The organism is Corynebacterium sp. KPL1995 (assembly GCF_000477935.1).
In the GTDB taxonomy this organism is placed as follows: domain Bacteria; phylum Actinomycetota; class Actinomycetes; order Mycobacteriales; family Mycobacteriaceae; genus Corynebacterium; species Corynebacterium pseudodiphtheriticum.
This window is the reverse complement of sequence record NZ_KI515715.1, coordinates 1,040,331-1,053,205: the sequence shown is the minus strand read 5'-3', so window position 1 is coordinate 1,053,205 and position 12,875 is coordinate 1,040,331. Positions and strand designations below refer to the sequence as shown.

The 12,875-nt window shown below is 55.6% G+C and carries 8 protein-coding genes; all 8 read right to left on the bottom strand.

What is annotated here, in order from left to right:
* Nucleotides 1–191: 191 nt before the first annotated feature.
* The 8 genes from tuf to HMPREF1292_RS04565 all read right to left on the bottom strand — a co-directional run bounded on the left by tuf (nt 192) and on the right by HMPREF1292_RS04565 (nt 12,835).
* Nucleotides 192–1,382, bottom strand: a complete 1,191-nt coding sequence (gene tuf, locus HMPREF1292_RS04600; RefSeq protein WP_021352944.1) for an elongation factor Tu — start codon at nt 1,380–1,382, stop codon at nt 192–194.
* A 481-nt stretch (nt 1,383–1,863) separates the two neighbouring features.
* Nucleotides 1,864–3,996 (bottom strand): elongation factor G, encoded by a 2,133-nt coding sequence (gene fusA, locus HMPREF1292_RS04595; RefSeq protein ID WP_021352943.1) that lies wholly within the window; start codon nt 3,994–3,996, stop codon nt 1,864–1,866.
* Between the two features lie 298 nt (nt 3,997–4,294).
* Complete coding sequence (gene rpsG, locus HMPREF1292_RS04590; RefSeq protein WP_021352942.1) at nt 4,295–4,762, bottom strand: 30S ribosomal protein S7; 468 nt, start codon at nt 4,760–4,762, stop codon at nt 4,295–4,297.
* A 6-nt stretch (nt 4,763–4,768) separates the two neighbouring features.
* Nucleotides 4,769–5,137 (bottom strand): 30S ribosomal protein S12, encoded by a 369-nt coding sequence (gene rpsL, locus HMPREF1292_RS04585; RefSeq protein ID WP_018121319.1) that lies wholly within the window; start codon nt 5,135–5,137, stop codon nt 4,769–4,771.
* A gap of 454 nt (nt 5,138–5,591) precedes the next feature.
* Nucleotides 5,592–6,395: an energy-coupling factor transporter transmembrane protein EcfT gene (locus HMPREF1292_RS04580; RefSeq protein WP_023018941.1), complete on the bottom strand. Its 804-nt coding sequence runs from the start codon at nt 6,393–6,395 to the stop codon at nt 5,592–5,594.
* Between the two features lies 1 nt (nt 6,396).
* Nucleotides 6,397–7,809: an ABC transporter ATP-binding protein gene (locus tag HMPREF1292_RS04575; RefSeq protein ID WP_023018940.1), complete on the bottom strand. Its 1,413-nt coding sequence runs from the start codon at nt 7,807–7,809 to the stop codon at nt 6,397–6,399.
* Between the two features lie 60 nt (nt 7,810–7,869).
* A complete protein-coding gene (locus HMPREF1292_RS04570) occupies nt 7,870–8,493 on the bottom strand; it encodes an ECF transporter S component (RefSeq protein WP_021352939.1) in 624 nt (207 codons plus the stop codon).
* A gap of 346 nt (nt 8,494–8,839) precedes the next feature.
* Nucleotides 8,840–12,835, bottom strand: coding sequence for a DNA-directed RNA polymerase subunit beta' (locus HMPREF1292_RS04565; protein WP_023018939.1), 3,996 nt, complete (start codon nt 12,833–12,835; stop codon nt 8,840–8,842).
* Nucleotides 12,836–12,875: the final 40 nt, after the last annotated feature.

Here is a 12,875-nt window from a genome sequence, read left to right as displayed (position 1 = left end):
TTGCAGCACCACGGCCACTATTCCAACCGAATAGCCGCGTAAACCGGGCACGTACGGCTAAACCTAATAGACTTGCAACACACAATCTCCCGCACCACGCAAAAAGCCGCTACCGAAAATTCGGTAGCGGCGAAAAGCGTCTAGCCTAGTGAACGCCATGGGCGTTGACACTACGCCAACAAGTCAAGGAATTAATCCAGGATCTTGTTAACGACACCAGCACCAACGGTACGGGAACCTTCGCGGATAGCGAAGCGCAGGCCCTCGTCCATAGCGACTGGCTGAATCAATTCGACGGACATGTCGACGTTGTCGCCAGGCATAACCATCTCGGTGCCCTCAGGCAGGGTAACAACACCGGTAACGTCGGTGGTGCGGAAGTAGAACTGAGGACGGTAGTTGTCGAAGAACGGGGTGTGGCGGCCGCCCTCGTCCTTGGAAAGAACGTAGACGGAACCTTCGAACTTCTTGTGGGTGCTGTAAGCACCTGGAGCAACGATAACCTGTCCACGCTCAACGTCTTCACGCTTGGTACCGCGAAGCAGCAGACCAGCGTTGTCGCCGGCCTCGGTGTAGTCCAGCATCTTGCGGAACATTTCGATACCGGTGATGGTGGTCTTCTGGGACTTTTCCTTGATGCCGATGATCTCGACTTCTTCGTTGACCTTCAGGGAACCACGCTCAACACGACCCGTAACAACGGTGCCACGACCGGTAATGGTGAAGATGTCCTCGATAGGCATCAGGAATGGCTTGTCGGTAGCACGGTCTGGATCAGGGATCGACTCGTCACAAGCATCCATCAGTTCAACGATGGCGTTAACCCACTTCTCTTCGCCTTCCAAGGCGCCGACTGCGGAGATGTGAACGATTGGAGCTTCTTCGTCGAATTCCTGGTCAGCCAGCAATTCGCGGATCTCCATCTCGACGAGCTCGAGGATTTCCTCGTCGTCAACCATGTCGCACTTGTTCAGTGCAACCAGGATGTAAGGAACGCCAACCTGGCGAGCCAGCAGAACGTGCTCGCGAGTCTGTGGCATTGGGCCGTCGGTAGCTGCAACAACCAAGATAGCGCCGTCCATCTGAGCGGCACCAGTGATCATGTTCTTGATGTAGTCAGCGTGGCCTGGGGCGTCCACGTGCGCGTAGTGGCGCTTAGGGGTGGAGTACTCCACGTGGGAGATGTTAATGGTAATACCGCGCTCCTTCTCCTCAGGAGCCTTGTCGATCATGTCGAACGCGAATGCCTGGTTTTCATCAGGATACTTGTCCGACAGAACCTTGGTGATAGCTGCGGTGGTGGTGGTCTTGCCGTGGTCGACGTGTCCGATAGTGCCGATGTTCACATGCGGCTTCGTACGCTCGAACTTCTCCTTTGCCACTGTATGTCCTCCTGGACTTTATCGGTGGCTACGACCTTCGCAGCCACGTGGTTTGTATATTTTGCCTACTAAGTCGTCTACGACTAGGTCGCAGACAAGCGGCAGGCAACGTCTTACAGGTGTGCCCGTTACCTGATCCTAGAATTATGGCACAGATATATCAAACCGTTCATGCATATAAACGGTTTTAAGTAACCATATCAGTCAGATCAACGGCCATCGGGTAACGGCCGGCTCAGCCCATTCTAGCAATGTCCTAAACACTTGAACCGCTCTGTATCAACGGAGACGAATGGCTTCGCGATTAGGAAAGTTCATAATCTACGATGCGAAAGAACGGAAAGTAATGAGCTCAGCGCGGCCGCAACCCGGCGAGAATTGAGCCGAGCGACCCAATAAACGGTGCTTAACAGGGTTGTTAGTTGCCGAATGTTTGGCGCCCGGACTCAGGTGGGGAGCCATTTCCCCACTTCTTCTCGATTTAGTTTGTGGAACCGCCGGTACGTGCGGCGATAACTTCTTCTGCAACAGATTGTGGAACTTCACCGTAGGAGTCGAAAACCATGGTGTAGTTCGCACGACCTTGGGTACGGGAACGCAGATCGCCAACGTAACCGAACATAGAGGACAGCGGCACGCGGGCCTTAACGACCTTGGCGCCGGAACGGTCATCCATGGATTCGACCTGTCCACGGCGAGCATTGATGTCGCCAATGACGTCACCCATGAATTCTTCAGGCGTAACTACCTCTACGGCCATCAATGGCTCCAGTAGCACAGGCTTAGCCTTAGCTACTGCTTCCTTTAGTACCTGGGATCCGGCCAGCTTGAAGGCCATCTCCGAAGAGTCAACGTCGTGGTAAGCGCCGTCTTCAAGGGTTGCCTTGATGTTGACGAGCGGGTAGCCAGCCAGGTAGCCATACTGCATGGCGTCCTGGATACCTGCGTCGACTGAAGGGATGTACTCCTTCGGAATACGGCCACCAGTAACCGCGTTCTCGAATTTGTACAACGGGCTCTCGCCTTCCTCCAGCTCGCTCTCGTCTGGAGCATAAGGCTCGATCGAGACGATAACCTTAGCGAACTGTCCGGAACCACCGGTCTGCTTCTTGTGAGTGTAGTCCAAGGAAGCAACCGACTTACGGATGGTCTCGCGGTAGGCAACCTGTGGGTTACCGATGTTTGCCTCAACCTTGAATTCGCGCTTCATGCGGTCAACCAGGACGTCCAAGTGCAGCTCGCCCATGCCGCCGATAACAGTCTGGCCGGATTCTTCATCCAGCTTAACGGTAAAGGTTGGGTCCTCGTCAGCGAGACGCTGGATAGCGGTCGATAGCTTCTCTTGGTCAGCCTTGGTCTTTGGCTCGATTGCAACCTGGATAACTGGATCCGGGAAGTCCATGGACTCCAGGATGATTGGGTCTTCCTTGGAGCAGATGGTGTCACCGGTGGTGATGTCTTTCAGACCAATAATCGCGTAGATGTTTCCTGCGAGTGCTTCGTCAACAGGGTTTTCCTTGTTGGCGTGCATCTGGAAAATCTTGCCGATTCGCTGCTTCTTATTCTTCGTGGAGTTCAGAACTTCGTTGCCTGGCTCCACACGTCCGGAGTAAACGCGAACGAATGTCAGCTGGCCGAAGAATGGGTGCGCAGCAATCTTAAACGCCAGACCGGAGAACGGTTCTTCAGCCGATGGCTTACGACGCATCTCAACATCTTCGTTGCCCATTTCGTGGCCAATGACTTCGCCAACGTCCATTGGGTTTGGCAAGAAATCAATGACAGCGTCCAGCAATGGCTGGACACCCTTGTTGCGGTACGCAGTACCACAGTAAACCGGGTAGATTTCAGAGTTAACAACCAGCTTACGAATCTGTGCCTTCAACTCATCGATGGAGATTTCCTCGCCACCGAAGTACTTTTCCATGAGTTCTTCATCAGTCTCAGCAACAGCTTCGACCAATTTCTCACGGTATTCTTCGGCCTTTTCTTGCAGGTCTGCAGGAATCTCAGTCAGCTGAGGTTCAGCACCGACTTCGACCTTGCCAGGCCACATATAAGCCTTCATTTGCAGCAGGTCGACGACGCCGTCGAAATCATCCTCAACGCCGATTGGGAGCTGCATAACGAGTGGCTTGGCACCCAAACGATCGATAATGGTCTGCACGGTGTAGTAGAAGTCTGCACCGAGCTTGTCCATCTTGTTCACGAAGCAGATACGCGGAACGTCGTACTTCGCAGCCTGACGCCAAACCTGTTCGGACTGCGGTTCAACGCCTTCCTTGCCATCGAAAACAGCTACGGCGCCATCGAGCACACGCAGGGAACGCTCAACCTCGACGGTGAAGTCGACGTGGCCAGGCGTGTCAATGATGTTGACCTGGTTGCCTTCCCAGAAACAGGTAACGGCAGCGGAAGTAATGGTAATACCGCGCTCTTTTTCCTGCTCCATCCAGTCGGTGGTCGAACCACCGTCGTGGGTTTCACCAACCTTGCGGTTAATACCGGTATAGAACAAGATACGCTCGGTGGTGGTGGTTTTACCAGCATCGATGTGGGCCATGATGCCAATATTGCGAACCTTGTTTAGATCCTTAAGCACTTCTTGTGCCACAGTTTTACCCCATCAAAATAGTTGTTGCTGTAAATTTCCGCGCGATAGTCGCGTTAATTGCGATAATGCCACGAAAAGTTTCGTTTGGCAGCCGTTTAGCTATTATCGACGTCCTTTGCACAGTCTTGGCCGAAGCTTTTGTCGCCGATTTTGCATGCGGGCTGCTAAACAAATGACCCGTAATCCTCCAGGTTGGGCTGGCGCATTGCGGGTCAATCTGTCGTGTCCGGACTGCGTTTGCTTCCGTGCCGAGACATAACTCAACGGGAGAAGCTTCGCAGTCTGGTTAAACAGCGAATTACCAGCGGTAGTGGGCGAAAGCGCGGTTGGCTTCAGCCATCTTGTGAGTGTCTTCACGACGCTTGACGGAAGCACCCAAACCGTTGGAGGCATCCAAGATCTCGTTAGCTAGACGCTCGATCATGGTGTTCTCGCGACGTTTACGGGTAAAGGTAACCAGCCAGCGCAGGGCCAGAGTGTTCGCACGGCTTGGGCGTACTTCTACTGGAACCTGGTATGTAGCGCCACCGACACGGCGGGAACGGACCTCAAGGTCTGGACGGATGTTGCCCAGTGCCTTCTCCAAGGTGCCCAACGGGTCAGTTCCGGTTTTTTCCTTGCACTTATCTAGAGCGCCATACACGATGCGTTCAGCGGTAGCTTTCTTACCATCGAGCAGGACCTTGTTGACCAGCTGGGATACCTGCTCCGACTGGTAGATCGGGTCTTTAACAACTGGACGCTTTGGAGCTTGATTCTTACGCATTGTTTATTACCCCTTCTTTGCGCCGTAACGGGAACGAGCCTGCTTACGGTCCTTAACACCCTGGGTGTCAAGAGCGCCACGGACGATCTTGTAACGAATACCTGGAAGGTCCTTTACACGTCCACCACGGACCAGAACCATGGAGTGCTCCTGGAGGTTGTGACCCTCACCTGGAATGTAGGCCGAAACCTCTACACCAGAGGTCAGACGAACACGAGCAAGCTTACGCAACGCCGAGTTTGGCTTCTTTGGGGTGGTGGTGTAGACGCGAGTGCAGACACCACGACGCTGTGGGGAACCCTTCAGCGCTGCGGTTGCCACCTTCGACTTCTTATCGTGGCGGCCCTTGCGGACCAGCTGTTGAATAGTTGGCATAAACCAGTCTTTCTTGTCGGTTGAGTTTTCTTCACCTTTGTGGCGCCAGCCGGAGCTGGACTAGACAACGCATCCAAACACGCAAAAATGGGGGCTCTTTTCCGGGGCCCTTCCGCGTGTCCAGAACGTCTCCATTGGCGTTTCTGCGCCAAGAAGATGATCAGACTTATCATCCCACCACTTAAGTGAGACGAACCAACTCGTAGGATAGCACTTCTCAAGCGCGAGTTCAATCGGCGGGGCTATCAATCCAGGACCGTCCTTGCCAGAGAAGATTGCCTCAGTGCACCTGTTTGTCCGAGCGCAACAATTTTCCGGCCTGGATTGGGCCCTCAACTGGCTTACTCAGTGTATTTCCTTAGCAAGCGGCGTCGACAAGTGCCGCACCAGCACCGTCCAAAGGCCTTCACCCCGCACAACAAAATACGGCCAGAACAGCGGATACCTAAGCAGATTAGAGACCAAACCAGCGCCAACTGCCGACCATCACTGCGACCACCACCGGGATTGCGGCACACACGAGGGCAAGCCCCAAAGCCAGCCAATCTGCGGTGCGCAAGCGCGAGGGCCGCGCCCACGATCGGTGCTCCCCATAGAGCGGCCGGCGGCCAAACCCACGAGCTTCCATGGCGGTGGCAAGTTTGCCGCCACGCCTTAAAGCCAGCACCAACAGGCCAAAAGCCATAGTGAAGAAATGGGCAATTCTTCCCCGATCACCCAAGCCGCGAGCACGACGAGCGCGATTCATCGCCACCCAATCGTCTTTGAACAAGCCCGTCATTCGTACACCTGCCACCGAACCAATGACAAAGCGGTCCGGAACACGCACTATCTGTGCCAGCGCATCGCCCAAGCGTGTGGGATCAATATTCCGGGCCAACAAAATCACCGGGCTCGCCACCGCAAGGATTCGAATCATGATTGCAATGGCCAATTCAATGGAGTTGTCAGAGATCGTCATCAACCAAAACTCGAAATAGACCTCGCCGCCTTCGGCGCCATATAGCAGCATCGAGATGCCCGACAACGGCGCGACCAACAGTAAAGGCCAAAGCGTGGCCACCAGTTTCTTCCATCCCACTCCCCCGATAAGAGCTGCCACGATAGTGATAACCAACGAGACCGTGGCGCTTAGCCAATCCAGGCTCAGCAACAAAGGGGTGGTCACCAACAGCATGATCAAAATGCGGGTCAACGGGTTAATCTTCGGCGCCCCAGAAGGGATAAGCGTTACAGAAGGGATCTGCTCGGAAGCCATCTCACTTACCCCCTGTCGCTAACAACTCGACATGGTTATCACCAAGCGCATTACGGTAGTTCTCATCGTGCGTCACTGAGGCCACGGTTACACCTTCGTCAACCAAACCACGCACAATTGCGACCAGTTCGCCGAAGGTATGGGGATCTTGCCCAAAAGTCGGCTCGTCGAAAAGCAATAATTTCGGTGCGGCTATCAAGGCAGTAGCCACAGAAAGGCGCCGCTTTTCTCCACCGGACAAGGTAAAGGGGTTGGCTCGTGCAAGATGGGCCAGGGACAGCCGCTCCAACAGCTCATCATAGCGGCGCGCACTGACCTCCAGACCCATCACCTTCGGACCCACTTGCAGTTCTTCCAATACCGTGCGGGCGACAAATTGATGCTCCGGGTTCTGAAACACATATCCAATGCGCTGGGCCAGCTGCCGAGACTTCCACTTTGCGACGTTGCCCCGTAGGCCATCACGGATAGAATCTGCCAAATCAATCCGGCCTGAGGCAAGAGGCCGCAAGCCCGCCAGCGTCATCAGCAGCGTAGTCTTACCAGTACCATTAGCGCCGGTAAGCACCGTCGACGCATGTTCAGGCAGGTGCAGGCTGCGTGCAGGCAAATGAGCAGGTTGTTCCGCTGCTATGACCTCATGCGCCGTGAGCGCTGCGGCATTGTTTGCTAACTTCGGCGCTGCCTCTGGGAGGTTTCCAATGCGGCGCCGGTTTACGATGTCTTTGGCCGGTGCGTCGTCGACAAGTTTACCTGCAGAAAACTCCAAACCACGCTCTAATAATGGCAGCCAAACGTCATAATTATGCTCGACGACCAGCAATGTCGCTCCAGTGTGGTTTACAACGTTGGTTACCGCTTGCACCACGTCACGCGCGCCTTCGGGGTCAAGATTCGCGGTGGGTTCGTCCAAAATGATGATGCCCGGACGCATGGCAATAACACCCGCCAGAGCCAAGCGCTGCTTTTGGCCACCAGACAAGAATGCAGTCGGATGGTCTAACGGGAGATTCAAACCCACCAATGGCAGGGCCTCACGGACCCGGGACCAAATTTCGGTGCGCTCCAATCCTAGATTTTCGCAGCCAAATGCGACGTCGTCCCCCACGCGTGCAGCTATTACCTGCGAGTCCGGATCCTGTAATACCAGGCCCACTGGTGTTGAGGTTCCTGCAGGCTCTTTTCTACCGCTGGCATCTGCAAGCAACAACCGGCCAGATTCATCGCCTTCTTCATCACCGCCCAACACACCAGCGATGGCAGCGACCAAAGTGGATTTCCCTGAACCCGAATTACCACAAATGAGCACACGTTCGCCGGCCGCAATCTCTAGGTTCAGATTGTCGATCGCTGGCTTCGCGCGCCCAGCATGCCTCCAGGTGTAATTAGCAATTTCGACCGCTGTTGCTGACATATCGATAAGGATGCGATTGGTGTCGAATGATGGAGAGCTAGTGTTTTTGGTCCGGAAGCTCTATGCGCGGTGCTCCCGACCAGCCGCGAAACGGTCGAGAGCACCCGTTTTCGCCAGTGACTTCATTAACGAAAAACCCAGAATGCCAGCCAGGATCGCACCCGAAATGGCAACGCATACGAGGTAGATAATGTTGAATTCCAGCGATTTTGCCAGGTTCGGAGAGAGGAACAATTCCAACGTCCAGGCGCCAACACCTGCCCCGATACCAGAAAGCGTGGCGACGACGATATTAAACTTGCGGTAGGCAAAGATAAGGAAGATCAATTCCGCACCCAACCCCTGTGCCAAACCGGAATAGAGGGTTTCCGGCCCCCATTGCGAACCCAGAGCTGCAGAAACACTGGCCGCAAAAACCTCGACGAAGATCGCCGCACCCGGTTTCCGGATAATTAATCCACCAAGCACACCACCGAGCAGCCAAATGCCCACCGCCAGACCACCCAGCCCTGGCGTGAGATTATCCATAGCGGTAAACCACGCGTAACCGATGTTGTTCCAGACTACGAAGATGAATCCAGTCGCCACACCCAAGATGGCGACGATGACGATGTCGATCGGGCGCCAAGTCAGGCTACGTTTCGGTTCTGCTGTCGCGCGCGCATTGGAGGAATGATCAGACATGGCTGCCTTTCTGAAATTCTAATGATCTTTTTAAGATTCTAAGCCCGCTTTACGCTATACCCAAGGCTAAGTTTTTCCAAGCACTTATGGGAACAATCACCACACCCAGGTGGTGCACCAGGCACGCACGGCCTTGACCTGTCTGAAATGCCGGTAATTTCGGCTCAGCCCGCCCACAAGGCTCACTCGAGTCTAAACACCAAGCACGATCTGGGCGCGCAAAAGGCCCTACCCCGAAAAGGGATAGGGCCTTGCAGAACGGCTTAGGACTAGCACCGAGTGGCGATAATAGTCCTAATGCTGTGGGTCCCTGCGCCTATGGAAGCTGCGGGACACAAACAGCGCTTTAGAGCTCGAAGGTCTCGTCCAGTGGGACGGAAGCGCCAGTGAAGTCACTGTAGCCATCGTCGCCGTAGATGGAGTCACCATAGGTAGGGATAGAGTATGCCGCATTGCGAGCAGCCTCCGTCGGCTTAACGGTGATGTTGCGGTAACGGTTAATACCGGTACCAGCCGGGATGAGCTTACCGATGATGACGTTTTCCTTCAGACCGATCAACGAGTCAGAGCGCTTGTTAATGGCGGCGTCGGTAAGAACGCGGGTGGTCTCCTGGAACGAAGCAGCCGACAGCCACGACTCGGTAGCCAGGGAGGCCTTGGTAATACCCATGATCTCGGAACGCATCTCGGCAGGCTGTCCGCCCTCTGCGACCTGGGCCGCGTTGACCTGCTTGGCCTCGGAGAGGTCGATCAGGTTGCCCGGCAACAACGATGTAGTACCGGAATCGATGACCGTACCGCGGCGCAGCATCTGGCGGATGATGATCTCAATGTGCTTATCGTGGATAGCCACACCCTGGGTGCGGTACACGGCTTGCACTTCGTCGATAAGGTGCTTTTCGACGCCACGACGTCCCAGAACTTCCAGAACATCGTGCGGATCGGCAGCACCGCGTAGCAAACGCTCGCCGACCTCGACGTGGTCGCCGTCTCGCAGTGCGCGTTCAATCATGGCATCCGGGTTGGATTCCATTGGGCGACGCACCTGCGCCAGGCCCTGACGCTTCGACAGCTTCTCGTAAACGACATTGTCCGAACCATCATCTGGGTGGATGGTCAGGGTCCAGAAGTTCCCTTCGTCCGACAACGAGATCTCACCGGCGACCGATGCAATTGGGGCACGGTTCTTCGGGTTCCGGGCCTCAAACAGTTCCTGAACACGCGGCAGACCACCGGTAATGTCGCCGCCGACACCACCTTGGTGGAAGGTACGCATCGTCAGCTGGGTACCAGGCTCACCAATGGACTGGGCAGCCACGATACCGACGGCCTCGCCGATGTCGACCAAGTTGCCGGAAGCCATGGACTTGCCGTAGCACTTCGCACAGACACCTGCTGGAGTCTGGCAAGTAAGAACCGAACGAACCTTGATCTCGGTGATTCCGGCATCGACCAGCTTCTGGGTGTTCTCCTCAGTCAAATCGTCGCCGCCAGCGACCAAAACCTCACCATTGGCGTCCTTGACATCGGAGGCAACCACACGACCGGAAGCGGAGGTCTCCCAGAGCTCGTGCACTGCGTATGTGTCGTCAGTGATCTGCTCACCGATTGGCACACGCACGCCCTGGCGGGTCGCACAGTCTTCTTCGCGGACAATAACGTCCTGGGCAACGTCGACCAGACGACGGGTCAGGTAACCGGAGTCTGCGGTACGCAGAGCGGTATCGGCCAGACCCTTACGGGAACCGTGCGAGTTGTTGAAGTACTCGAGAACCGACAGACCTTCGCGGAAGGAAGTCTTAATCGGACGGGTGATGTAGTCACCCTTCGAGTTCACAACCATGCCCTTCATACCGGCCAGCGTCCAGATCTGACGCATGTTACCCGCGGCACCCGACTTCACGATCATCGGAATTGGGTTGTCGTCTGGGTACAGCTCCTCAACAGAAGTACCGACCTTGTCGGTCGCATCCTTCCAGAGTTCGACCAAGCGCTCATAGCGCTCGCGCTCGGTCAGAGCACCCTGCTCCCAGTACTTGCGCTCGATACGCTCTGCTTCGGCCTCATAAGACTCGAGGATCTCGGTCTTGTTTGGCAGCACCAAAACGTCGTGCATCGTAATGGTCACACCGGATCGGGTTGCCCAGTAGAAGCCGGCATCCTTCATCTTGTCCAGCGTTTGTGCGACGGAGATCATTGGATACTTTACGGCCAAGTCATTAATGACATCGCCCAGCAGGATCTTCTCCGAGCCACCGCCCTTACGCACCATGACGCCTTCAAGGTACGGGTAGTCCCATGGCAGCAGTTCATTGAACATGATGCGACCCAGGGTGGTATCAGCCAACCAAGTATCTCCGCGCTGCCAGCCTTCTGGGAACTGCGCTTCCTCGATTTCGCGCGGTGGACGCAAGTGAGAAATACGGACCTTGATAGGCGCCTGCAAGCCCAGAACGCCGCGGTCGCGTGCCATGATGGCTTCCGCATACGACGAGTACACGCCCTGTGCCGGACCATTTTCGTCGGCAGGTTGGTAGCGGCCCTCTCCGCCCTGTTCGTCGGCACGCTTGTTCATGGTCAAGAAGTACAGACCGGTGACCATATCCAGACGCGGCATGGCCAATGGCTTACCGGATGCTGGGGACAAAATGTTGTTCGACGACAGCATCAGCACGCGAGCTTCGGCCTGTGCCTCGGCGGACAGCGGCAGGTGAACCGCCATCTGGTCGCCGTCGAAGTCGGCGTTGAAGGCCTCACAGGCAAGTGGGTGCAGCTGGATGGCTTTACCTTCGACCAGCTTCGGTTCGAATGCCTGAATGCCCAGACGGTGCAGGGTTGGTGCGCGGTTCAGCAGCACTGGGTGCTCCGAAATTGCTTCTTCGAGAACGTCCCAAACTTCTGGACGTTGACGCTCAACCATGCGCTTGGCGGACTTGATGTTCTGCGCATAGTCGTTTTCCACCAGGCGCTTCATGACGAATGGCTTGAACAGCTCCAACGCCATCAACTTCGGCAGACCACACTCGTGCAGCTTCAGCTGCGGGCCGACGATAATAACCGAACGGCCGGAGTAGTCCACACGCTTACCAAGCAGGTTCTGACGGAAACGACCCGACTTACCCTTCAAGAGGTCGGACAAGGACTTCAGTGGGCGGTTACCCGGGCCAGCGACAGGACGGCCGCGTCGGCCGTTGTCGAACAGTGCATCCACCGACTCCTGCAGCATGCGCTTCTCGTTGTTCACGATGATCTCCGGAGCACCGAGATCCAGCATGCGCTTCAGACGGTTGTTGCGGTTGATCACACGACGGTAGAGGTCGTTCAAGTCGGAGGTAGCGAATCGGCCACCATCCAACTGCACCATTGGACGAAGCTCTGGCGGAATAACTGGGATGGAATCCAGAACCATTCCAGCAGGATCGTTACCAGAATTCAGGAATGCGGCGACAACCTTCAGGCGCTTCAGAGCGCGCATCTTCTTCTGGCCTTTGCCTTCATTGATGATGCCGCGAAGCTCTTCAGCCTCAGCTTCAAGATCGAAGTTACGGATCAGAGTCTGGATGGCTTCCGCACCCATGCCACCGGTGAAGTAATCCTCGTAGCGATCGACGAGTTCTTCGTAGATGGTCTCGTCGATGATCATCTGCTTTGGAGCCAGCTTGACGAAGTGGTTCCAGATTTCGTCGAGACGATCAACTTCGCGCTCGCCGCGTTCGCGCATGTGCTGCATTTCTTTTTCGGCAGCGTTTTGCACCTTACGACGTGCGTCGGCCTTCGCACCTGCTTCTTCCAGTTCCGCTAGGTCCTGCTCGAGCTTCTGAGCCCGCTCGGCGATCTCAGAATTGGTGTCGTCTTCGACGTCCTTCTTTTCCAAAAGCATTTCTGCTTCCAGAGTGGACAAGTCGTTGTGGCGGGCTTCCTCATCTACTGAAGTGATGATGTTCGCCGCGAAGTAGATGATGCGCTCCAGATCCTTTGGAGCCAAATCCAACAAGTAGCCCAGACGGGAAGGAACACCCTTGAAGTACCAGATGTGGGTCACTGGAGCAGCCAGCTCGATGTGGCCCATGCGCTCACGGCGCACCTTGGACTTGGTCACCTCAACGCCACAGCGCTCACAAATGATGCCCTTGTAGCGGACACGCTTGTACTTGCCACAGGCACATTCCCAGTCGCGGGTTGGTCCGAAGATGCGCTCACAGAACAAGCCGTCACGTTCCGGCTTCAGGGTGCGGTAGTTGATGGTTTCCGGCTTCTTGACCTCGCCTTTGGACCAACGGCGGATGTCGTCGGCAGTGGCAAGACCAATGCGGAGTTCGTCGAAGAGGTTTACGTCAAACACGTAAATACCCTTTCCCCTCCGATGAAGGAGGGATTGCAAT

Excerpts from the sequence above, each read along its gene's own strand:
- HMPREF1292_RS04575 (WP_023018940.1), bottom strand. The coding sequence starts at position 7,809 with ATGTCAGCAACAGCGGTCGAAATTGCTAATTACACCTGGAGGCATGCT.
- HMPREF1292_RS04570 (WP_021352939.1), bottom strand. The coding sequence starts at position 8,493 with ATGTCTGATCATTCCTCCAATGCGCGCGCGACAGCAGAACCGAAACGT.
- rpsL (WP_018121319.1), bottom strand. The coding sequence starts at position 5,137 with ATGCCAACTATTCAACAGCTGGTCCGCAAGGGCCGCCACGATAAGAAG.
- rpsG (WP_021352942.1), bottom strand. The coding sequence starts at position 4,762 with ATGCGTAAGAATCAAGCTCCAAAGCGTCCAGTTGTTAAAGACCCGATC.
- HMPREF1292_RS04580 (WP_023018941.1), bottom strand. The coding sequence starts at position 6,395 with ATGGCTTCCGAGCAGATCCCTTCTGTAACGCTTATCCCTTCTGGGGCG.